The organism is Sphingobacterium sp. ML3W, assembly GCF_029542085.1.
In the GTDB taxonomy this organism is placed as follows: Bacteria; Bacteroidota; Bacteroidia; order Sphingobacteriales; family Sphingobacteriaceae; genus Sphingobacterium.
The window spans coordinates 4,624,940-4,650,331 of sequence record NZ_CP107036.1; the positions used below are offsets into that span (position 1 = coordinate 4,624,940).

Below are 25,392 nucleotides of genomic sequence, written 5' to 3' on the forward strand. Positions count from 1 at the left end.
TACAGTTTAGTTACTTAAAATAATAGCAAACAAGCGCTGCTTGTAGCAGAAAGTCTCCAATAAAAATTGGAGACTTTCTTTTTTATATACTGTTAAAAAAACGATCAACATTATTGCCTCCCTCGTGGCATTTTGCTCCAAAATTGGCAACGGGGCTTTCAAGATTATGATTTACACGACATTATAACAAAAGAACTTAATACTATAAACTTAACACCCGGTTAGTTTAGTATTAATATACAAAGTTTAATATTGCTTACGTTTTCAGACATAAGTATAAAATGATCATGTTTAATCAACCTTCATTACATCTACCAAAAATTGCAGTACTCACGTGTATTTTAACGACGTTATCTGCAAAGGGTTTTGCCCAATCCCAAACATTTCAGGGAAAGCTGATTGATTCAGTGAGTCAGGATGCAATTCATGGCGCAACCATTCGAAATTCTCATCTGAGTAAATTAGTTTCATCAGACCAGGCAGGAAATTTTTCCATTCAGGCGCAAATCGGAGACACCTTACGCATAGGTTTTATGGGTTATCTTCCTAAAAGCTTTATTATCTCAAACCAGGGGCCTCTACAGATTTCGTTATCTCCCAATCAACAATCGCTCAATGAAGTTGTGGTAACTGCCCTGGGTATAAAAAAAGAAAAGCAGGCCATCGGTTATTCCGTACAGGAGATCAAAGGAAAAGATCTGGTAAAAGCCCGCGAACCAAACGCAATCGCTAGCCTTGCTGGCCGGGTATCGGGTCTGACAATTACGCCGAGCACAAATCTATTTGGAGACCCTGGTATCACATTACGCGGAAGAAGCAATATTCTTATTGTGGTGGATGGAATGCCGATCAATACCGACTCCTGGAACCTTAGTCCGGACGACATTGAATCCTATTCGGTATTGAAAGGAGCGAATGCAGCAGCCTTATACGGAAATCGCGGACAGAATGGTGCCATTGTCATTACGACCAAACGAGCAAAGACAGAGGATAAAGGCTTTCAAGTAGAGTTCAACTCGAGTACACAACTGCAGACAGGATACAATGCGATTCCCAAGATCCAAACCGAATATGGTCCCGGTTCAAATTTTCAATATGCTTTCAAAGATGGACGTGGTGGCGGAATAAACGACAATGACTATAATATTTGGGGACCTCGATTTGAAGGCCAGCTTATCCCACAGTACAATAGCCCCATCGATCCTAAAACAGGCGCATTGGTTCCGCTTCCCTGGGAAGCTCGTGGGAAGGATAACTTGAAGAAATTCCTTCAAAATGGACTGTTAAGCACCAACAATATTGCTATTTCAAGTAAAACAGAGCGTGGGGACATTCGCCTTTCGGCTTCTCAGCTATTTCAACGTGGCACAACACCGAATACAAAACTCGGGGGCACGAATATCAATTTAACAGGGGGGATCAATGCCGGAAGCAAATTGAGGATTGACGCAAGCATCAATTACAATAAGCAGTATTCGCCAAACTATCCCAATATCGCTTATGGACCAAACAGCCCCATTTATATTCTAACACTATGGGGTGGTGCGGATTATGACATCAACGATCTGAGGAACTATTGGCAACCGGGTAAAGAAAATGTACAACAGTACAATCGCGAATACACGATATATGACAACCCTTGGATGACAGCTTATGAAAACCTACGCACTTATGATAAAGATGATATTTACGGCTATGTATCTGCCAATTACAAATGGAACAGCCATCTCTCTTTAAACGCACGTACCAGCGCAAGCACTTGGAACAGGAACCGAACCATCAAAATTCCAATCTCGGCCAATTTATACAATTACAATATTGGCGGGAGTCGTGTCGGTGGTTACCAAGAAACGTATGATACCTTCTGGGAAAATAACACCGAAGTTTCATTAAAATATCAAAACCGCATTTCAGAAGACATTGGCTTTACAGGTTCGGTATTCGGGAACTTACGAACAGTAAGTGCAAAATCATTGTTTGCCCGTACGGATCGAGGTTTGACTGTCCCTGGAGTCTACGATTTAAGTAATTCGGTCATGCCGACCGTATCGACCAATGACCGTGCACTACGCCAAGTCGGAAGCGCCTATGGTTTTGTGGATCTTGACTACAAAAATATGCTGTTCTTGAATCTGACTGGTCGATTTGATAAATCGTCAACCATGCCCCTAAAAAATAACACCTATTTCTATCCATCTGCTTCCTTAAGTGCTGTCATATCGCAGATGGTATCTTTACCTAAAATGATCTCATCACTGAAAGTGCGTGGTGCCTACGCAAATGTTGCCAGCGATTTTGTCAATGAAACAGCACAATATGATATTTACAAACTTCTACCGGCCTATACCAATTATGGTCGCTGGGCGAATTCCATGACTGGTGTCACCTATACAGATGTATTACCGAATCCAGATCTCGTAGCGGAGCGTGTAAAGACTGCGGAGATCGGCTTGGAAACCCGCCTCTTTAACAACCGTCTCGGCGTAGATTTAGCGGTATTCCGAAACCTGGAAGGCCCCCGCATCATCGAGCTAGCCACATCGGTCACTTCGGGTGTAAAAGCAAGACAAACCAACGGGTTGACTTTGCTACGAAAAGGGATTGAATTGAGCATCGACGCAACAGCAATCCAACGAGAACGCTTTAGCTGGAATATATTGGTCAATGCATCGACCAATCATGCCTGGTTGCATGATATCGATGGCCATCAGACCCGATCAGGGGATGTACGCATCGGAGAACGCTGGGATAGCTTCTATGTAAATGATTTTCAACGCGATGAAAAAGGGAATTTAATCGTAGGAACCAATGGTCTGCCGGCCTACAATCCTTACGTCAGCAAGATTGGATACAGCGATAATAAGTTCACAGCAAGTATCAGCAACAGTTTCCGCTACCGTGATTTCAACTTTAGCTTTCTAGTCGACGGTCGCTTTGGAGGGTTGATCAAAAATGTGCAGGATGCCAAACAATGGGGTTCAGGAACGCATCCCGAATCGGCCAGCGCCTATCGCTTAAAAGACTGGGAAAACAGAGACAGCAAAGACTACAAGGGTTCGGTCATGACTGAGGGACTAAAAATTATCAAAGGCCAATTGAGCACGGACCAAGATGGTAAAATAATTTCTGATACACGGGAGTTTGCACCAAACGACATCCCCGTTCTATGGCAAAACTGGGCTACCAATTATTACCAATCTGGACCGATCAGTGCAAAAGACAGGACATTTGTAAAATTACGGGAAATTGTCTTCAGCTACAATCTTCCAGCTAGTGTACTGAAAAACTCCAGGTTTTTACGTAGTGCAAGCGTATCCCTAGTCGGCCGAAATCTATTATACTTTACCAGAAAAGGCACAAAAAATATGGATCTGGATCAATTTACCGCCGCCAGTTCGGATTACCAGACTCCATCGGTAAAAAGCTTTGGTCTAAATATTAATGCAACTTTTTAAAGATTTTAACACATCAAGATATTTTCAACCATGAAATACTTTAAATCAGTCTTACTTTTATTGCTCTTTGGCAGCACGTTGAGCTCCTGTAAAAAAATCGAAGACCTACAAAAGGATCCCGCGGCCGTGTATGATCCCGCCCCCAAACTGCTCTTTACAGGTATATTAATGCGATCTCATGATGCTCCATGGAACGAAGACCATCGTTACAATCAGTACATGACCCAAAATGAGGCCTATTATACTGGACAGCCATACAGTTGGACCACAGGTTCCTTCGAGACACCTTATGGCATACTACGGGATGTATACCGGATGGAAATCGAAGCGGCTAAAACACCCGAATTGGGTGCTGTGTACCTCACGCTAGCCAAATTCTTCAAAGCCTATTTTTTTGTCCGCACAACCGAAATGTTTGGCGATATTCCAATGGCAGATGCGCTAAAGGGAGAGGCCAACAACAACTTTGCCCCTCGGTACAATACCCAGCTGGAAGTGTATCAGCAAGTGCTCTCCTGGCTAGAGGAGGCCAATACTGAACTCGCTGGTTTTAAAGAAAAAGGCACTATACTTGACGGTGATTTCTTCTACAACGGAAAGACGGAACAATGGCAGAAGTTGGTCAACTCCCTCAAGCTGCGTATACTGCTAAGCCTGAGCAAACGCGCCGATGATAGTCCTGCGCTACGCATTAAAGAGCGATTTGCGGAACTCCTTGCCAATCCTTCAAAATTCCCGTTGATTCTTGATAATAGGGACAATTTCCAGTTGCAATATAACTCCATCAATACCTATCCGCTCTGGCCGACTGATGGTGTGATTATCAAAAAAGATGTGCGGAATACCTTGGGAGCAACTTACTTGGATATCCTAAAAACAACCCGAGATCCACGATTGCTGGTTCAAGCGCTCCCGGCCTCCGCTTTACCTTTTGACCCAACGAAACCTTTCGAGGCTTATCAGGGCGGCAAAACAGGGGATCTACAAAGCAGCCTCCTGAAACAAGCGACAGAAGGCCAACTTTCTATGATCAATTTTGACTATTGGCTCGCTTCACCTTCGGGTTTACCATCCATTCAGCTTGGAGCGTCTGAGGTGCAATTTGCGCTTGCTGAGGGAATCAATCGTGGTTGGAGCAATACTGATGCAAAGTCCAGATTTGAAGCCGGCATAACCCTGTCTATGCAGTTCTATGGGATTTCCCCGGAGAAGATTGCCGCCTTTCTAAAAGGTTATGCTTACAAAGGGAATAATCCCGAAGGCTTGAAACAGATACTCACACAAAAATATGTTGCCTTCTTTGAAAATTCAGGCAAACAGGCTTTCTTTGAGCAACGTCGTACAGGTATACCAGAGTTCAATGTTGGTCCGGCAAATGCCAACAACAACCAGATCCCTAAACGATGGGCTTATCCGAAAAACGAATATAGCACCAACGAAAGCAATTTAAAAGAAGCTTTGCAACGGCAGTTTAACGGATCAGATACACAAAATGATCTGATCTGGTCTATCAAATAAACAAAATCAATACGATCGATTGTCCCATTCAATTTATTCAGCTTCTTCCCTCCTAGCCTTTTCCAGCTTAGAAGCCTTTACAAAGAAGAAATTAAGAAAGGGGGAGGACCGGAAAAAGTGGTATAAGCTGATATAAAAAAAGCCCTCGAAATAGTATTTCGAGGGCTTTTTTTATAATCTTTAGTTACCTACTATTGAAATTTTTTCGCGTTTACTTTACGCTCATTTTCTGTCAAGTAGATTTTACGCAAACGGATAGATTGTGGTGTAACCTCGATGTATTCGTCTGCTTGGATATATTCCATAGATTCTTCTAGAGAGAATTTAATTGCTGGTGCGATACGTGTGTTATCATCTGTACCAGATGCACGCATATTTGTCAATTGTTTACCTTTAACAATATTGATCGTTAAGTCATTGTCACGGATGTGCTCTCCTAAGATTTGTCCTTCATAAATATCCACACCTGGATCAACGAAGAACTTACCTCTATCTTGTAGCTTATCAATAGAATAAGCAGTTGTTGTACCTTTATCCAAAGAGATCAATACACCATGCAAACGTCCAGGGATTGTTCCTCTCCAAGGCTCGTATCCTTTCAAACGGTGCGCCATAACAGCCTCTCCAGCTGTAGCAGTCAATACGTTGTTACGAAGACCAATGATACCACGAGAAGGAATTTCGAACTCAAGATGTTGCATTTCACCTTTCGTTTCCATCACTAAAAGCTCACCTTTACGTTGTGTTACCAACTCGATCACTTTACCCGAAACTTCTGCAGGAACGTCAACAACCAACACCTCGATAGGCTCACATTTCTTGCCGTCGATCTCTTTCAAGATTACTTGCGGTTGACCTACTTGCAATTCGTAACCTTCGCGACGCATTGTTTCGATCAATACAGATAAGTGAAGGATACCACGTCCATATACCAACCAAGCGTCTGGAGATTCAGTAGGAACGACACGTAATGCCAAGTTCTTCTCTAATTCTTTTTGTAGACGATCGTGAATATGTCTAGAAGTAACCAATTTACCTTCTTTACCAAAGAATGGTGAGTTATTGATCGTGAACAACATATTCATTGTTGGCTCATCAATGCTAATAACTTCCAATTGCTCCGGGTTGTCAAAATCAGCGATTGTATCACCGATATCGAAACCTTCGATACCAACAACAGCACAAATATCACCACATTTAACTTCCTGTACACGACGACGACCTAAACCTTCAAATGTATGCAATTCTTTTACACGTGATTTTACGATCTTACCATCACGTTTTACCAACGAGATTGGTTGACCTTCTTTAATTATACCACGAGCGACACGACCGATAGCAATACGTCCTACGAACGTAGAGTAATCCAACGACGTGATCTGCATTTGCAATGTACCTTCAACAAATGGCGAAGGTGGGAAGTGACTAATGATTGCATCTAATAATTCAGATACATCTTCTTTCTTTTCTTTCCAATCTGTTGACATCCAACCATGTTTGGAAGAACCATATAATACGGGAAATGCCAATTGTTCCTCTGTAGCATCAAGGCTAAAGAATAAATCAAATACATTTTCGTATACTTCTTCTGGGCGACAGTTTTCTTTGTCCACTTTATTCACAACAACCAAAGGTTTCAAACCTAAGGATAATGCTTTTTGTGTAACGAAACGTGTTTGCGGCATTGGACCTTCGAAAGCATCCACAAGCAATACAACACCATCAGCCATTTTCAATACACGCTCAACCTCACCACCGAAATCGGCGTGACCAGGTGTATCAATAACGTTAATTTTTACTCCTTTATATTCAACAGAAACGTTTTTAGCGACAATAGTAATACCGCGTTCACGTTCTAAATCGTTATTATCCAGAATTAAATCACCTGTACCATCATTGTCTCTAAAAAGATTTGTGAAGTGTAAGATTTTGTCTACCAACGTAGTTTTACCGTGATCGACGTGAGCGATAATCGCTATGTTTCTAATATTTTGCATCTAGCAAGTAAATTTGTTTTTAAATTCAGGGTGCAAAGATAAACATTTTGCACCATAAATTTTATAACTATGTGTATTTTATTTAATTACACCTAATTCTTTACCTACTTTAGTAAAGGCGGCGATAGCTTTATCCAAGTGTGCAAGCTCATGTCCTGCTGAAATTTGAACACGAATACGAGCTTTTCCCTGAGGTACAACAGGATAGTAGAAACCGATCACATAAATACCTTCGTCCAACATCTTAGCAGCAAAAGCTTGTGCAAGTTTCGCGTCGTAAAGCATCACAGGTACGATTGGGTGGAAACCCGGTTTGATATCAAATCCTGCTTCCGTCATTTTTTCACGGAAATATTTGGTGTTGGATTCAAGCTTATCACGCAAAGCGGTCGTCTCACTCAGCATATCCAATACCCCAACAGAAGCGCCTGCAATTGCTGGTGCCAATGTATTTGAAAATAAATAAGGGCGTGAGCGCTGACGTAACAAATCAATGATCTCTTTTTTACCTGACGTGAAGCCACCAGAAGCTCCACCAAGGGCTTTACCAAGTGTTCCTGTAATGATATCTACACGATCAATCACATTGAAAAGTTCATGCGTACCGCGGCCTGTGGCACCAATGAAACCTGTACAATGCGATTCATCGATCATCACCAAAGCTTGATATTTGTCCGCAAGATCACAGATCTTGTCCAATGGCGCTACTGATCCGTCCATAGAGAATGCGCCATCGGTAACGATGATTTTGTGTCTTGCGCCCGATGCTGCCTGCAACTGTGCTTCTAAATCTGTCATATCCGCATTCTTATAACGGAAACGCTGCGCTTTACACAAACGTACGCCATCAATGATCGAAGCGTGGTTCAATTCATCGGAAATAATTGCGTCCTCAGCACCAAACAATGGTTCGAAAACACCGCCATTCGCATCGAATGCTGCCGCATATAAAATCGTATCTTCTGTTCCTAAGAACTGGGAAATCTTTGCTTCTAATTCTTTATGTACATCTTGTGTACCACAGATAAAACGTACAGAAGACATGCCATAACCATGCGTATCAATGGCTTGCTTTGCCGCTTCGATAACCTTCGGGTGAGAAGATAGTCCCAAGTAGTTGTTTGCACAAAAATTGATGACTTCCTGTCCTGTGCTCACTTTAATATCTGCTCCTTGAGGGGTAACAATCACCCGCTCTTGCTTATACAATCCCGCTTCTTTGATTGCTTCCAATTCCTTTTGTAAAACTGGTTGTAATGTATTGTACATAATTCGAATTTATTTTTTTATACAATATTACAGTTTTTCTTTGGTGGAAACAGCCTGTTTATTGAGAATTCACCTCAAATCAATGTTTTGATAACATTAAACCGTTTGCACAAATTTATACCGCCCTTTCATTTACTTCCTTTTGCAACGAATAACGGTATCATCATGGCATAGATCACAGGCAAGCGACTTCGGATCACTGGCAGCATGACAGCGAAGTATTAAATGTAGCAACTGATAGCGATCAACAATGTATTAATTTAATACAGATTTGGTTTATTCATAACGCAGCGCATCCACGGGATCCAATTTTGAAGCTTTGGATGCCGGATAATAACCGGATAGCATCCCCACAAGACCACAGACAGCAAATCCAAGAATAATAGCTGTCCAAGGAATAATAAAGGATGTTCCTAATTGCAGAGCCAATAAATTACCGATCAGGATGCCAATAAATATACCCGCGACACCACCCATCATACAGATGACAATGGCTTCCATCAAAAATTGCTTGCGGATCACACTTGGAGTAGCCCCTATTGCCTTCCGAATACCTATCTCCCGTGTCCGTTCAGTAACAGACACCAACATGATATTCATTAATCCGATGGATGCACCTACAAGGGTAATAAAAGCAATCACGACTGCTCCTAGGGTCACCATCGCCATATTCTGCATGAGCATTTGTGCTACAGCGTCGGATTTGGTAATCTCAAAATCATTGGTTTGTCTTGCAGATAGACCGCGAATATTCCGAAATACGATGGAAGCTTCTCCAATTGCAGCTTCTAATCGCATGGGATCATTAGAAGAAACTGTGATCACATAGGATGGCTCCACAACCTGCATGACAGATCTTGCTTTCACCAAAGGGATAAAACAGGCTCTATCGCCCCCCATACCTGCAGAAGACCCCTTGCTTTTCAGTACGCCTATCACCTGATAACGAATATTATTGACTGTGATATATTGTCCTATTGGATCAAGGATTTCACTAAAAAGCATTTTACTAACTTCACTACCAATAATAATCACAGCTCCACCGGTCTCCACATCCCGAACAGAGAAATTACGTCCCTCACTGACAACATATCCTGAGGTTTGAAGATAATTTTCATCTGTCCCTATGAGTCCAATATTGGGATTGGTTTTTTTGGATTGAAATTTTACTGTCGAATTCCAGGTCACATTGGCGCTGATGGAGGTCGTTGCATTAAAATGAAAATTCTGTCTGAAACGGGCCGCTTGGGCATAAGTGATATTTGCGAAGACCTTAGATCGCGTTCCACCGGTACCAATCTGCACATTGATCCCTCTATTCCGAATATTGAATGAGTTGGAACCCATGGAGGAAAAAGAATCCGTAAGGGAATTTTTCATGGCATCGATAGATGTCAATACGCCAATCAGGGCCATCATCCCTATGGCTATAATCAGCGCTGTTAAAAATGTCCGAAGTTTATTACCTACAATAGATTGCAGCGCAAGTTTTACGTTCTCAACATAAGACATTTTTACGGACATACAGCGATTATTATAATTTGCAGATGAAAATACTGTTATTCCTCCACAAAACCAAAAGGCAATTTATTCTAATGAAATAAATTGCCTTTTTTATACCAAATCATTGCCATCAAGAAGGTCGATTTTGATTTGCTATAGTTCTTCAATACAATTAGTTGATCCTTTTCCAGGTTTCGGTCCTACCCAATAAACTGACGCCGACATAGCCACGTATATCAAGTTTATCACCTTTTAAAGTCATTTTACAGCTATAGGTCTTTCCTGTTTTTGGATCATAGATTTTTCCATCCTCATAGCTATTCCCGTCTTTTGTAAAATTGGTCAGGATCTCCAATCCCTGAACCGCCCTATCCTGAAGCGCTTTGTCGGGATTTTTCACATCTTTTTTAGGCTGTCTGGATTCATTGTTCGGAAATTTAAGCCAATACAGTTTACCGAAAAATTTGTCTCCTTTTTTATAAATCTCCACACGTCCCTCTCCACTTGGGTTTTCCCATTTTCCGATGATCGGATCTGTTTGTGCAAACAATGTTACTGTAGCAAGTAACATGATGAATGACATCATAATTTTCTTCATTGGTCTACTATTTATAAGTTATTACTAAAAAACGATCGCTGATATCTAATCTATTAATATGAATAAATATACAAAATATTTACTATGCTTGCATATATTTATTTCTCGTGATTCCAATTTATTTAAATAGACACAAAGATTCATTTTTGGTTTAACGATGCCCCCTATTTGCCAAGTCCCATTAAGTCTTATTTGGCACTTATTCGACCCTGTGCGACCTTTGATCTGTCCATAATTTCTAAATCTTATATCCTTTTTCGATCGCTTCGCTATAGATCACTTAAAAAATCAATAGCGGATTAGTCGCAGACTTCCGAACAAAGTCTGAGCAGATCCGGACAAAGTATGAGAAAAGGGCCAACGAAACAACAGTTCATCAGTATATGCACATTAAATTTTGGCATCGCGTTTGCACGATAGTTTTTATATTATTACTTTATTCACTGTTTATAAATTAGCGCATATTATGAAATTTATTATTAGTCTTTTACTCACCGGAGTTGTTGTCGCAATCGCTTGCTGGCTTATACCCGGTGCAAAAGTTGCTGGTTTTGGCTGGGCTATTGTCACAGGACTGGTTATCGGGTTTGTCAATGCTACCGTAGGTTCTATTTTGAGGCTGTTTACCTTCCCTTTGAACTGGCTTACACTGGGTCTAATTTCCTTTATTATCACTGTTTTGATGGTCTTGCTTTCAGACTCACTCCTTGGAGACAAATTTAATGTAGATGGGTTTTGGACCGCGGCGTTATTTGCTATCGTTGTCGCAATATTAGAAATGATCATCGGAAGCACTTCAAAAGACTAAAATTATATTTATTGAATGATAAAAAGGCTGTTTTTCAAATAGAAAAACAGCCTTTTCTATTTCAGCATGACGAATAACTTACGGATGGTACGTCTACTTTGAAAACCCGCTTATCCGCCATTTTTATTGGACCTTCGCTCGCTTTTTAAGCTTAAAATAGCTAAATTTATATTATTTAATAGACCCCTCGATATATGTGCGAACACAATCACGAGCATAGCCATACAGAAAAAGATACACCTTGGTGGATTTCACAACGCAAACTCCTTATTGCTCTCATCATATTGATCACACTGTTGATTCTCAAGTACGCATTTAAGATCACGCTTCCGTTTTACGCGTCACTCCTTCTAAATGGTATTGCTTACTTATTGGCAGGCATTCCGGTTCTCCAGATGGCTTTTCGAAAGGCAAAGCGTGGCGATTTCTTCAACGAGTTTTTTCTAATGAGTATTGCAACCCTGGGCGCATTTGCAATACGGGAATTTGAAGAAGGCGTAGCTGTAATGGTATTTTATCAGATTGGCGAATGGTTTCAGGATACCGCCGTGGACAACGCAAAAAAATCCATTAAATCACTATTGGATATACGTCCGGACAAAGTCACTGTCTTACGAAATGAAAAACAAGTGGACGTCAACCCCAAGACGGTTGAAATCGGCGAAATTATTCTCGTCAAAGCTGGCGAAAAAGTGGCGTTGGATGGTAAACTGATCAATGAACGGGCGGCATTCAATACCGCAGCGCTAACCGGAGAAAGCAAACCGGACACCAAATATAAGGGTGACACCGTCTTTGCAGGTATGATAAATCTAGAAACAGTTGCTGAAATCACTGTAGGCAGCTCGTTTCAGGATAGCAAATTGAGCAAGATATTGGAGATGGTGCAAGATGCGACAGCGCGCAAATCTAAAACACAGCTCTTTATCTCAAAATTTGCAAAAATCTACGTCCCTATTATCTTTGCGCTGGCACTTCTGGTACTTATCGTCCCTATATTCCTTGTCAGTGATTATAGCTTCAGAGACTGGTTTTACCGCAGTTTGGTCTTTTTGGTTATCAGTTGTCCTTGTGCACTAGTGGTCTCTATACCCTTGGGTTATTTCGGCGGAATAGGACTGGCCTCCAGAAATGGAATATTATTCAAAGGCGGCAATTTCCTGGATGCCATCACTGCAGTTGATACTATTGTTATGGATAAAACAGGCACCCTCACCGAAGGTGTTTTTGAAGTAAAAGAGGTCCACGCTGTCAATGGGCAAACCACAACATTACTAGATTATGCCAAGGCCATTGAATCGAACTCTACCCATCCAATCGCGAAGGCAATAGCGAGCTACCATCCGGGAGACAACTCATTCATTACAGAAAGAATTGAGGAAATCGCGGGCTATGGACTCAAAGCAACGATCAACAATAAGCTTGTCCTCGCGGGCAATAGTAAATTGCTGGATAAGTTCGGCATTCGCTATCCGGAAGAAATAAAGCAAATTGTCTATTCCATTGTATTGATTGCCATAGACAATCAATATGCAGGCTACATTACCGTTGCAGATCGAAATAAGCCTGATGCAAAAGAGGTTATTTCGGCTATGCGGGCACGAGGCTTATACACGGTCATGTTGTCCGGTGATAAGAAGGCAGTAGTAGACGAGGTCGCAAGGGAACTTGGCGTTGACAAAGCTTACGGTGACCTTTTGCCTGAAGATAAAGTAAGTCATGTGAAGGGACTGATCGACGAAGGACGAAATGTCGCTTTTGCTGGAGATGGCGTCAATGATGCTCCCGTGGTCGCCTTAGCTCAAGTAGGTATAGCAATGGGTGGATTAGGGGCCGATGCAACCATTGAAACGGCAGATGTTGTGATCCAGAATGATGAACCACATAAAATTTTATCCGCAATCAAAATTGGTAAAATTACCCGCAATATCGTTTGGCAGAATGTCATCCTAGCGATGGGCATAAAGATTATTGTCTTAATCTTGGGTGCCGGAGGAGTTGCAACACTCTGGGAGGCTGTTATCGCCGATGTTGGGGTAGCGCTCCTGGCGATTCTAAATGCCATCCGTATACAAAATAAAACTGTATAAGCTAATTCGCTAGCGGAAGAAAACTGTACAAAATCGGTATAACATAAGCGGCTGACTTTTTCCAAAGTCAGCCGCTTATGTTATACAGTGGTATCAGTATTCCTGAATGCCATGTACTTTTCGCTCATCTTAATCACGCCAGGATTTATAAGTATTGATCAACCCATTGGTGGAAGAATCATGACTAGTGATGGGATTATTATCACCTAATTCAGGTAGAATCTTATTAGCTAACTGTTTACCCAGCTCGACACCCCATTGGTCAAAACTGTAGATATTCCAGATCACACCTTGCACAAAAATCTTGTGTTCATACAGAGCAATGAGTCTACCCAGTGTACGTGGCGTCATTTTTTTCAATAAAATAGAGTTTGTTGGCCGATTACCCTCAAATACTTTATACGTTTTCAATTCCGCCACCTCTTCATTCGATTTACCCGCTTTTTGTAATTCGGCAACAACCTCTTCCTCCGTTTTACCATTCATTAGTGCCTCTGTCTGTGCAAAGAAATTAGACAATAAAAGCTGATGATGATTGCCTATCGGATTAAGGCTATTCGCCGGTGCAATAAAATCGCATGGTATCAATTTTGTTCCCTGATGGATCAGCTGGTAAAAAGCATGTTGTCCGTTTGTTCCAGGTTCACCCCAGATGATCGGTCCTGTCTGGTAGTCTACACGCTCACCATTCCGGTCTATATATTTTCCGTTGCTCTCCATATCCCCTTGTTGGAAATAGGCCGCGAAACGGTGCAAGTATTGATCATAAGGAAGAATGGCATGGCTTTCGGCTTCAAAGAAATTATTATACCATATACCAAGCAAAGCCAATATCACCGGAATATTTTCCTCCAAGGCGCTGGTTCTGAAATGCTCATCAGCATCGTATGCACCTTTTAGGAGTTCCTCAAAATTATCAAAACCAATAGCTAGGCTAATGGACAGTCCGATTGCAGACCATAGGGAATAACGTCCGCCAACCCAATCCCAAAATTCGAACATATTTTGTGGGTCTATTCCAAAAGCCTTTACTGCATCCGTATTGGTGCTCAACGCCGCAAAGTGTTTAGCAACATCCTGCTCGCTTGCGCCCTTACTTAGAAACCAATCTTTGGCTGTATGCGCATTGGCCATGGTCTCCTGTGTTGTGAAGGTTTTGGACGCAATCAGGAACAATGTTGTTTCGGGGTTTACTCCCTTTAGCGTTTCAGCGATATGTGTACCGTCTACATTAGAGACAAAATGTACATTCAGCCTGCTCTTGTAAGCTTTTAAGGCTTCGGTGACCATTACTGGTCCCAAATCAGAACCACCGATACCAATATTAACAACATCAGTGATCTCCTTGTCTGTATATCCTTTCCATTCTCCGGAGAGAATTTGCTCTGTGAACGTTTTCACATGTGCCAACACACTTTTAACAGCAGGCATCACATCCTTTCCATCGACAAAAACAGGCCGATCGGATTGATTTCTCAATGCGGTGTGCAAAACGGGTCTATTTTCGGTCACATTGATCCGCTCACCCGCAAACATAGCCGCTATCGCTTCGGAGAGCTGACACTCTTTTGCTAACTGGATCAACAGTGCCATTGTCTCTTCGTTTACGCGATTTTTAGAATAATCTAAAAGAATATCCTCAAAAAGGATCGAAAACTTCTCAAATCGCTGTGGGTCTGCCACGAAAAGCTCACGGAGATCCTGCTGATTGATATCAATATAATGATCTACCAAATATTGGTAGGCTTTGGTTGTTGTAAAATTAATTTTTGGAAACATACTGTTTTTGTTGAAATTATTTGTTTTAAACCGCTAATAAGAACCTTCCATATTTTTTCATTACACCTGACACAGATCGCAAAATGAAGGTTTATGCTGTTGATGATATCAAAACTAAAAAAAAAAGGTCAATTATTAGTATTGAGTAATCAGTATTGCGTATTTAGCGTCCTTTAGGATCTGCTTACTGTATCCTTTTTCGACTCGCCCGACCAGCCTTGATCTCTATGTCTTCTCGTATGCTTCTATAAGGTAAGCTGAACAACTTATTTGGCTAGCGTCTTCTATTTAGATGTAACATCGGTTTTATTGATTAAAAATATCTACATTAGCAGATATGACAAAAGAACAAATTCAAGACTTGAGGGATCGTGTTACTTCCCTGAGGAGGCATCTTTGACATCGATGTCCGTAAAGAAGAAATAGAAAGAGATCAAGCCATCACAATGGAAGCAACCTTCTGGGATGACTCCAAAGCGGCAGAGAAGATACTTTTGGCCATCAAAAACCAGAAAGTATGGACAGATCATTTTGATGAAGTTGCCTCCGCTGTTGAAGACACCTATGTAATGTACGAGTTTTTTCAATCTGGAGACGCAACTGACAAAGAACTGGACGACCAGTATAGACTTGCATTGGAACAGGTCGAAGAACTGGAGTTCAAAAATATGCTCAGTGCAGAAGAGGATCAGCTGGATGCAATCTTACAGATCACCGCGGGAGCCGGTGGTACGGAGAGTTGTGACTGGGCAGCCATGTTGATGCGGATGTATATCATGTGGGGGGAGAAAAATGGCTATAAAGTCACGGAACAGGATTCTCAGGAAGGGGATGTTGCCGGAATTAAAAGTGTAACTCTTCAACTATCTGGAGACTTTGCATATGGCTACCTTAAAGGTGAAAACGGAGTACATCGACTGGTTCGTATATCGCCGTTTGACTCGAATGCAAAACGACATACCTCATTTGCCTCGGTTTATGTATACCCCCTGATTGATGATAATATTGAAATAGACGTCAAAGATTCAGAAATCGAATGGGATACCTTCCGTTCAGGAGGTGCTGGTGGTCAAAATGTAAACAAAGTAGAAACAGCTGTACGGCTCCACCATAAACCCACAGGTATTATTATCAAAAATCAGGAGACGAGATCGCAATTGCAAAATAAGGAAAATGCGTTACGCCTATTGAAATCACAATTGTATGAGATTGAAATGCGCAAACGGCAAGAAGCCTCCGCTGCGATCGAAGGAAATAAAAAGAAAATCGAATGGGGATCCCAAATTCGTAACTATGTTCTACATCCTTATAAATTGGTCAAGGACCTACGCACAAATTACGAAACATCAAATACCCAAGCGGTATTGGATGGAGACCTAAATGATTTCTTAAAAAATTATTTGATGGAATTTGGCGGTTAATCTATCGCGAAAAATCTACAAAATCGAAAGGGGTATCAGCAAGGCTTGATAGCCCTTTTTTCACACAAAGTCACTGCCTTCTTTCGGACACAGTTTGTCACTTTAACTGTCAAGTTCTCTTAAAAAATTTCCCAAAAACGTTAAAAAACCTTAAATGTCTACTGCTCATATAGGGTTGTTATTTTTTGATCACACAAGCATCACAACAACATAATAATCTGTAAATCAGGAACTTAAAAACAATACAAATGTATCAATAACGTTACAAATAAGCTGCTTCTTCGATTTTTGGCACAAAATAAAGGCATGTATTTTGCGTTTATGGATTCGTAATATTTTCATTACAAAAGACTCCTCGTCTGAGTCAACAAATAAAGTAAAAGAAGAATGTATATCTAAAAATAGAACGGCTATGAATTACATGAAAGAAAACTCAATCGTATCAAAGCAGATGGCTAAACAATGGGAACCTGCAATGTACGACGTAAATGAAGAACAGCAGCAATCCGAGACCGCAGTAGAGAAAGTCGAAGAAAGCAGTTTTGGACCAAAGGAATACGGTATTTTCGGAGCGACCTTTTTCGTACTATTTGCATCAGTCTTTGGTGTGTATATGCTCCAACCAGATTTTGATGCATTACGTTTTCAACGTTTAGATAGTATAGGTGGAACATTTTTAATAGGCTTAGGTATATTTTTGGCCACTGTCGCGATCAGCTTTTTAATATTTTTAATTGTGCTTCACCGTAAATACAAGCCAATTGCATCTGTTTCAGATGAAGAACTACCGACCTGTACGATTATAGTTCCGGCTTATAATGAAGGACAATTGGTTTACGATACACTTCATAGCTTGGCGAGCAGCGACTATCCGGAGAAAAAACTTCAGATTATCGCCATTGATGATGGAAGTAAAGATAATACTTTCGCTTGGATACAACGTGCCAAAATGGAGTTGGGCGATCGCATAGAGATCTACCAACAACCTAAAAATATGGGTAAACGCCATGCTTTATACCGTGGTTTCAAATTAGGAACTGGAGAGGTATTTATCACAGTAGATAGTGACTCTGTGGTAAACAAGGACACTATTCGTAATATGGCCAGCCCATTTGTAACCAATCAGGAATGTGGCGCTGTAGCAGGTAATGTGCGCGTACTGAATAATAAAAAGGCTATTATACCACGGATGCTAAATGTAAGCTTTGTCTTTAGTTTTGAATTTGTACGTTCGGCTCAAAGCATGTTAGGTACCGTAATGTGTACTCCAGGAGCATTATCTGGATATCGCAGAGAAGCTGTCTTGAACTGTCTTGAAGACTGGATCCATCAAACATTTATGGGACAACCTTCCGACATTGGAGAAGATCGTGCCATGACCAATATGATTTTGAAGCAAGGATATCATGTATTGTTCCAGTCTAACGCGTTTGTATATACTGATACTCCTGTACGTTATAAAAACTTATATAAAATGTTTATCCGTTGGGAAAGAAGCAATGTGCGTGAAAACATTATGATGAGTCAGTTTGCCTTTAAGAACTTTCGTCAAGGACCGAAGTGGGGTGCGCGTATCTTATTGATTATGCAATGGCAAAAAGTGCTGCTATCTTACCCAATGCTATTATTGATGCTATGGACAGTATTCCATTATCCATTGATGTTTTTAAGTTCAACTTTGGTAGGTATTCTTATATTTTCAAGTATCCAAGCATATTTCTTTGCCTCTAAAAACGCAAATGCGAAAGAAGCCTTCTGGGCATATAGCTACAGTATATTTTATGCCTTTAGTTTATTTTGGATCACTCCTTATGCCATTGCTACTGCTGGACGTAGAGGTTGGTTGACGAGAGGTTAATTTCAGCGTAAAGAACGTATCTTTACTTTAAATATAAATATGACAGATTTTCAGATAAAAAAAATTGCCATCATTGGACAGGGATATGTGGGATTGCCATTAGCGATAGCTTTCTCTGATTTCTTTCCAGTGATAGGCTTCGATATTAACAAAACACGTATTGACGAACTTAAAGCCGGCATAGACCGTACACTGGAAACTCCTGCAGATGAGCTTACACGTGCAAGGAATCTATTTACGACATCGGAACAACGCAAAGGGTATGATGCGAGTGCAACCGTTCAAGATATCGCAGATGCCAATGTCTATATTGTAACTGTTCCGACGCCTATAGATCGTTATAATTCGCCAGACCTATCTCCACTGTTGGCTGCCTCCAAAATGATCGGTGAACTCCTAAAAGTTGGTGATCTGGTTATTTATGAATCCACGGTCTATCCCGGGTGTACTGAAGAAGAATGTGTCCCGGTTTTGGAAAAAAACTCAGGTTTGAAATTTAATCAGGACTTCTTTGTTGGATACTCACCAGAACGCATAAATCCTGGAGACAAGGTTAATTCACTGCAAAAAGTGATGAAGGTAACCTCAGGAAGTACTGCCGAGGCAGGACTTGTTGTGGATGGACTTTATAAACAAATTATTCACGCAGGTACACATCTTGCTCCTTCAATCAAAGTGGCCGAAGCAGCTAAAGTTATTGAAAATGCACAACGTGATGTCAATATATCGTTTATGAACGAACTCGCTTTGATCTTTGACCGCGTTGGTATAGATACGCAGGACGTGCTTGATGCTGCTGGAACAAAGTACAATTTTCTCCGTTTCAAACCCGGTTTGGTCGGTGGGCACTGTATTTCAGTAGATCCCTATTATCTGGCTCAAAAGGCAACACAATTAGGCTATCATCCACATGTCATCCTTTCAGGCAGGGAGGTTAATGATCAAGTAGCTTCATTTATCGCTTCCAAGGTCGTCAAACTGATGATACAAAAGAACATCAAATTCGATGGCGCAAAAGCTTTAGTATTGGGTGTAACCTTTAAGGAAAACTGTCCGGATATTCGTAATAGCAAGGTCGTCGACATGATTCAAGATCTCAAAGAATTTGGTCTGGAAGTAGATATCTATGATCCTTGGGTAAACCCTGATGAGTTAAAAAAACATTTTGGCCTTGACCTATTAACAACTCTTCCGCAGTCTGGCAATTATGACAGTATCATTCTTGCTGTAGGACATCGAGAGTTCTTACATCTAGATCTCAAAAATTTAAAAAAGAATCCTTCCGTTGTATTCGATATCAAAGGAATATTAGATCGAAAATTAGTGGACGCTCGCCTGTAGGGTCCTGTTTTTTTAGATTATTTTCAATGGTAACATTCTTTTAAACCGTCAGTTTTCCTGCTATTTATTGAGAAAACTGACGGTTTTTGTTATAAATGGAGATTATGCAATCGTTTGTTTAAAAAAATAGCATCAAATCTTTTGTTTTTAATATTAACTTAACACCACAATTATAAATTTGACCTCATTAAACTAAGGGATATTTAGCACAAATTGCGGTACTTATGAAACAGTTAGACGACACCGAGCTATTCATCAGAATTCAAGCGGATGACCGTTATGCTTTTTCTGAATTAGTCAATCGCTATTCAGACATACTTTTCCGTTTTATTCAACGCCGTGTTTCCTGTACCGAAGATAGTGAAGACATTTTGCAAGAAGTATTTGTTTCACTATGGAATCAGCGTCTTAATATCACAATAGAATACTCACTATACCCGTATCTATTTAAAGCGGCTAAGTATAAGATTATCGACTGGACAATAAATGAACAAAAAAAAATTGTCCGTGCCGAAAAACTACTGGCAAGCTTTCAAGGGGTGTCCCCGACATCCGAAGAGGAGCTTCTGGCAAAAGAATTAGCGGTATTGATTGACACCGAAATCGAAAAAATGCCCACAACAATGAAATCGGCATTTTCACTTAGCAGAAAGGAATCCATGTCGATCAAAGATATTTCTTCGGAACTAGCCATATCCGAACAAACCGTGAAAAACAACATTTCGTTAGCCTTAGGTTGGTTAAAGCTTCGTTTTAAATAAAATCTCCGCTATATCTTTATATCAAAATAGGCCATCCAAGCCACTATATTAGCAGGCGAACTCCCTATATCTCTCCTAACTAAAGGTTAGTACGAAAAAAAAGCCTTTCATAAAAATACACCCCTGTTTATCAGTCGTTTAAAAATAATTTCAATTTTCTTCGGTACTTTTATTCTCCTTCTCTGATTATAGGTCTGTATGAAGGAACAAGAATCGTCAGATCAAGCGAAAGCTTTGCTCAAAAAGTATCTGGAAGGCCAGTGTACACCGGAGGAAGAACAACAAGTTCTTCACTGGTTTTATGCACAGGACCAGTCCGAGGAAGAGCAATTAACGAAGGAATACTACACAGGATTAGCATCACGTATCAATACGAAGCTAGAGGCACAGCTATTTAGTGAATCTACTCCTACCGTCCGACGACTAACTTGGTTTCGTTCCAAATGGATGGTGGCAGCGATGCTTGTAGCCGTTTCAGGCTGTAGCCTTTGGATGTACAACAGATTTTCTTCGTCGGATCAAAAGCCGCTGGAACTGGCGGCGGAAGTACCTTCGCAGGATCAGGCCTTTCACAATGATATCCTTCCTGGAGGGCATTATGCCAAAATCATTACACCAAAAGGCGAAGAACAACAACTAGCCGATCCATTCGTCCAGCGACTTGAGCAATCATCCGATCAACAAGGAAAGAATTTTCTTGTTGATGTTCCAAAAGCGGGTTCTTATATGATTATTCTTGAAGACGGAACCAAAGTATGGCTGAATGCTTCTACAAAATTATCGTACCCAACACATTTCGAGGCCAGTCAACGCCAAGTTGCTTTAACAGGGGAAGCCTATTTTGAGGTCGCAAAAGATGCCAACAGACCTTTCCGGATCAATGCCAACGGTACCACAATTGAAGTCCTTGGAACAACTTTTAATGTCAATGCCTATCACGATGAGGTTTCTACATCTTTAGTGGAAGGTAGTGTGAAAGTCCTTAAGGAAGGTAACCAAACGATTATCAAGCCAGGTCAACAGGCGACAACATCGCTAACAAACGATATCAAAGTTACAGCAACTGACCTAACAAAAAATACAGCTTGGCAACGGGATGAATTTTATTTTGATGGCAACAATTTCAAAGATATCTCTCTTCAGATCGCCCGATGGTACGATGTTGAGTTTGAAAATATGGAGACAATCGGCACAAATTCAACCTACAAAGGTTCGATCAGCAGAAATAGTAGACTTTCAGAAGTGTTGCAGATCCTGGCGCTTGCTACGGGACGCAAATTTGATATTATCGGACGAAAGGTTATAATACAATGAGACTAATTACCCAAATATTAAACGGCCTATGGTATAGACATCAACTTTAGCGCCTTGTGGTTAACAAAAAAGGGGATGTTGACGCATCCCCGGTTAAATTCAAGGCTTATTTTACTGATTACCAACAGAAATTTTAAAACCTTAAAAATCATTCTAATTTATGAATTTTTTTTCTCCAATGAAAAGGCAGGAGAAAGATCGGGGATTCCGTATCCCTCCAGCCTTTAAAACTTTATGTATGATAAAGTTAAGCACTCTTTCCTTGCTTTCCCTCGCACTTGGAGCCCATGCGTCGGGAACTGCACAGACTGTCAATCTTTCCTTAAAAAAAGTACGGGTAGAGAAAGTTTTGCAAGAAATTTCAAAACAAACCGATCTCCGTTTTTTCTATGATGAAAAACTATTGAACAGTTTGCAACCTGTAAGTATCCATGTCGATCACGGACCTATACAGCAGGCCTTATCCAAAGTTCTTAAAGGTCAGAACCTGACATATCAGATTCTCAATAACACGATCGTCATTTCAGAAAAACAACGCACAGATATCGAGATAACAGGTACTGTACGCGGGCCAGAGTCTACACTAGCTGGTGTTACCGTATCCGTCGAAGGCCATGCTACACTTTCGACCAAAACCGATGCCAATGGTCAATTCAAACTTCGTATACCGGAGAACGCTGTATTGGTATTTCAATATATGGGTTATACCACAGAACGTGTGCAAATAGGCAGCCAACGTACAGTGAATGTGACCTTGCAAGAAAGCAACTCGCAGTTGGATGAGGTTATTGTTGTTGGCTACGGTACACAACGGAAAGTGAATCTCACCGGAGCCGTTGATATGATATCGTCCAAACAACTGGAAAGCCGTCCGATCGCAAATCTTGGCTCCGGGTTACAAGGGTTAATCCCCAACTTGAATATCACAAGTTCTAATGGACGTGCAACCACCAACCCCTCATTTAATGTACGTGGTTTTACAAGTTTGAATGGTGGAGAACCGCTAATATTGGTGGATAATATTCCTTATTCGACAGATGAGGTTGCTCGAATCAATCCAAATGACGTCGAGAATGTATCTGTATTAAAAGATGCTGCCTCTGCAGCTATCTATGGTGCTCGTGGCGGTTTTGGCGTTGTATTAATCACGACCAAAAAAGCGAAGAGCGACAAATTAGATATCTCGTTCAGCAGCAATGTTGGCTACCGGACTTTAGGAAAGTTACCTAAATTTATTACGGATCCTTATCAGGTCATGGATATCAAGAATGAAGCAGGCAAGCCTTTGTATAACCTTTATCCAGAATCTGCCCGTGAATATGCAAAAAAACGTTCACTAGATCCGTCGTTACCTGCTGTGACCCTGTCCGACAATGGTCAAGATTGGGTGTATACAGGCACAACAGACTGGTTAAAAGAAGCCTATAACAATACAGCTCCGACTTACAACGCTAATCTGAGCATCGCAAAGAAATCTGATAAGATCGGATATTACCTTTCCAGTGATTATTATAAGCAAGATGGGCTTTTAAAATACGGAAATGATATTTACAAACGGTATAATGTCAGGGGAAAAGTTGATCTTGATGTAACCAGTTGGCTGCAAGTTTCCAACAACACACTTTTAACCAGTACGAATTATGAAGCACCGGTATTTCTAGACGGAGACTTCTTCTGGAATGTTAACCGAACAAATTCTTTAGATGTACCATTCAACCCAGATGGCACTTGGACAAGAGCGGGTGCTCAGGTACTCGGTGCATTGCAAAAAGGAGGAAGAAAAGATGATCGCATCAATGAATTTGTAACGACATTTGCTGCCAAAGCTTCATTAATCAAAGGAGTTTGGGACTTAAATGCAGATGCAACAATCCGACGGACTTCTGGTCTAACGCGTTCTTACGATGTCCCATCCATGTACAAAACGGGCCCAGAAGCGATCTTAACACCGACCTTTTCAAATACCTATGCAAGGAATGACAATTCAACGACTCGGTATAATGTATATAATATCTATACCGACTTTCATAAAGAATTCGGAAATCATTATCTGCAGGCGATGGTCGGTTATAACCAAGAATATAATTATAATAATACAAACTGGATCAAAGCGCTAAGTCTTATATCTTCGTCTGTTCCCTCTATCGGAACCGCAACTGGAGATATCTCCAAAGATGAGCGAATTAAAGACTGGGCAGTGCAAGGCATATTCTCTCGTGTAAGCTATAATTATAAAGAAAAATACTTAGCAGAGTTCAATGGCCGCTTTGATGGCTCATCTCGTTTTCCTGCAGGTAATCGCTGGGGATTTTTTCCATCTATTTCCGCAGGATGGGCCGTTTCAAAAGAAAACTTTTTTGAGCCGATAAAAAACGCGCTGGCCATGGATTTTCTAAAGATCAGGGGTTCTTATGGTTCTTTGGGCAATCAGTTATTCAATTACAATTCTGATTATCCTTACCGTGATACCTATCCTTACATTCCTATTATGACCAACAAGCAAACGGATTATATCTTGGGTAACGGAAAACCGCAAGCAGTATATAGTCCCAATGCCGTTTCAGACACCTTTACTTGGGAAACAATACAAACTGTCAATGCGGGTATTGATATGAATTTCTTCAACAGCAAGTTGGGCGTTAATTTTGACAAATATACACGCTACACCAAAGACATGCTGGTCCCGGGGAAAGTATTGCCAGGCCCATTTGGCACAGTTGTTCCCGTGGAAAATGCCGGTGATTTAAAAACCAAAGGTTGGGAATTACGTCTGACTTGGCGCGATAGCAAAGAATTAGGTGGTTCACCGTTTTGGTATAATATTGCGCTTACATTAGCTGATAACAGATCCTGGATAACACGGTTTGACAACCCAAGCAAATCTCTGGGTAACAACTGGATCAACAATTACGTCGGACAAGAAATCGGAGAAATATGGGGAGCTGATATCACTGGATTTTTCAAAAGTGATGCTGATGTAGCTGACCATCCGAATCAAACTGCTATGGGAACTGACGATCAATCCTATAAATTCTATGCCGGGGATCCGATCTTTGCTGACCGTAATGGGGATGGTAAAGTAGATATGGGTAAGAAAACTGTAGATGATCCAGGAGACATGCATATCATCGGCAACAATAGCTCTAGACTACCCTATAGTATTGACCTTTCTACAGGATGGAAAGGTTTTGATTTCCGCGTATTCTTACAGGGTATCGGAAAACGCGATTGGTACCCAGGCGGATCCAACATCTATTTCTGGGGTGTGTATGCACAACCTTGGACTAACCCTACAGCACAAAATGCTGATCATTGGACACCGACAAATCAGGATGCTTATTTCCCGGCAGTACGCGCTTATTCTGCGGAGGATAACTACCAGCAACTGGGCATACCCAATAAACGCTATATGCAAAATGGGGCTTATATGCGAGTAAAAAATCTTACACTCGGTTATACGTTGCCTGCATCCGTACTACAACGCATCAAATTGCATAAAGTACGTTTCTTCTTTAGCGCAGAAAACGTCTTCGAGATTTCACACCTCAAGGTAAAATTGGATCCAGAATCTTTGGGCGGTCTATATCCATCATCAGCGAATCGGGTACAGGCAGCTTATCCTTTTCAAAGGACATTTACTTTCGGTCTGAACATGAATCTTTAATTCTAAAACTCAAAAA

Annotated in this window: 15 protein-coding genes; 10 read left to right on the forward strand and 5 right to left on the reverse strand. The window is 41.0% G+C overall.

The features are described 5' to 3' along the window. The first annotated feature begins 287 nt into the window (after window positions 1–287). Both OGI71_RS19540 and OGI71_RS19545 read left to right on the forward strand, forming a co-directional pair. Window positions 288–3,455: a SusC/RagA family TonB-linked outer membrane protein gene (locus OGI71_RS19540; RefSeq protein ID WP_282251224.1), complete on the forward strand. Its 3,168-nt coding sequence runs from the start codon at window positions 288–290 to the stop codon at window positions 3,453–3,455. 30 nt (window positions 3,456–3,485) lie between these two features. Continuing rightward, on the forward strand, window positions 3,486–4,973 hold the full coding sequence (locus OGI71_RS19545; RefSeq protein ID WP_282251225.1) for a SusD/RagB family nutrient-binding outer membrane lipoprotein: 1,488 nt from the start codon (window positions 3,486–3,488) through the stop codon (window positions 4,971–4,973). A gap of 191 nt (window positions 4,974–5,164) precedes the next feature. Here OGI71_RS19545 and typA read toward each other — a convergent pair whose 3' ends face one another. The 4 genes from typA to OGI71_RS19565 form a co-directional block, all read right to left on the reverse strand. After that, window positions 5,165–6,970 carry a translational GTPase TypA gene (typA, locus tag OGI71_RS19550; RefSeq protein WP_282251226.1) on the reverse strand — a complete coding sequence of 602 codons (1,806 nt, stop codon included), beginning with the start codon at window positions 6,968–6,970 and terminating at the stop codon, window positions 5,165–5,167. Between the two features lie 78 nt (window positions 6,971–7,048). Next, window positions 7,049–8,239: a glycine C-acetyltransferase gene (gene kbl / locus OGI71_RS19555; RefSeq protein ID WP_282251228.1), complete on the reverse strand. Its 1,191-nt coding sequence runs from the start codon at window positions 8,237–8,239 to the stop codon at window positions 7,049–7,051. 276 nt (window positions 8,240–8,515) lie between these two features. Beyond that, entirely contained in the window at window positions 8,516–9,763 is a 1,248-nt protein-coding gene (locus tag OGI71_RS19560; protein WP_282251231.1) for an ABC transporter permease, read from the reverse strand. A 151-nt stretch (window positions 9,764–9,914) separates the two neighbouring features. Then, on the reverse strand, window positions 9,915–10,340 hold the full coding sequence (locus OGI71_RS19565) for a DUF2147 domain-containing protein (RefSeq protein WP_282251232.1): 426 nt from the start codon (window positions 10,338–10,340) through the stop codon (window positions 9,915–9,917). Window positions 10,341–10,806: 466 nt separating this feature from the next. Between OGI71_RS19565 and OGI71_RS19570 the strand changes: the two genes are divergently transcribed. Then, window positions 10,807–11,148 (forward strand): phage holin family protein, encoded by a 342-nt coding sequence (locus OGI71_RS19570; protein ID WP_282251234.1) that lies wholly within the window; start codon window positions 10,807–10,809, stop codon window positions 11,146–11,148. A gap of 194 nt (window positions 11,149–11,342) precedes the next feature. Then, entirely contained in the window at window positions 11,343–13,238 is a 1,896-nt protein-coding gene (locus OGI71_RS19575) for a heavy metal translocating P-type ATPase (protein WP_282251236.1), read from the forward strand. 129 nt (window positions 13,239–13,367) lie between these two features. Here OGI71_RS19575 and pgi read toward each other — a convergent pair whose 3' ends face one another. Continuing rightward, window positions 13,368–15,017, reverse strand: a complete 1,650-nt coding sequence (pgi, locus tag OGI71_RS19580) for a glucose-6-phosphate isomerase (RefSeq protein ID WP_282251237.1) — start codon at window positions 15,015–15,017, stop codon at window positions 13,368–13,370. Between the two features lie 337 nt (window positions 15,018–15,354). On the opposite strand from pgi, the gene prfB reads away from it, so the two are divergent. From prfB to OGI71_RS19610, 6 genes are all read left to right on the forward strand, one after another. After that, window positions 15,355–16,438 (forward strand): peptide chain release factor 2 gene (gene prfB, locus OGI71_RS19585; protein ID WP_282251239.1). Its coding sequence is split into 2 segments (ribosomal slippage): window positions 15,355–15,414 and window positions 15,416–16,438, totalling 1,083 coding nucleotides; the frame shifts between segments, so codons are not numbered across the junction. A 412-nt stretch (window positions 16,439–16,850) separates the two neighbouring features. Continuing rightward, on the forward strand, window positions 16,851–18,296 hold the full coding sequence (locus OGI71_RS19590) for a glycosyltransferase (protein ID WP_282251241.1): 1,446 nt from the start codon (window positions 16,851–16,853) through the stop codon (window positions 18,294–18,296). A gap of 39 nt (window positions 18,297–18,335) precedes the next feature. After that, window positions 18,336–19,637 (forward strand): nucleotide sugar dehydrogenase, encoded by a 1,302-nt coding sequence (locus OGI71_RS19595; RefSeq protein WP_282251243.1) that lies wholly within the window; start codon window positions 18,336–18,338, stop codon window positions 19,635–19,637. Between the two features lie 224 nt (window positions 19,638–19,861). Further along, the gene (locus tag OGI71_RS19600) at window positions 19,862–20,398 is read left to right on the forward strand and encodes a sigma-70 family RNA polymerase sigma factor (protein WP_282251245.1); all 537 of its coding nucleotides are present in this window, start codon (window positions 19,862–19,864) and stop codon (window positions 20,396–20,398) included. A gap of 198 nt (window positions 20,399–20,596) precedes the next feature. Beyond that, window positions 20,597–21,712, forward strand: coding sequence for a FecR family protein (locus OGI71_RS19605; protein ID WP_282251246.1), 1,116 nt, complete (start codon window positions 20,597–20,599; stop codon window positions 21,710–21,712). A gap of 238 nt (window positions 21,713–21,950) precedes the next feature. Continuing rightward, window positions 21,951–25,376, forward strand: coding sequence for a TonB-dependent receptor (locus OGI71_RS19610; RefSeq protein ID WP_282251248.1), 3,426 nt, complete (start codon window positions 21,951–21,953; stop codon window positions 25,374–25,376). The last annotated feature ends 16 nt before the right edge of the window (window positions 25,377–25,392 follow it).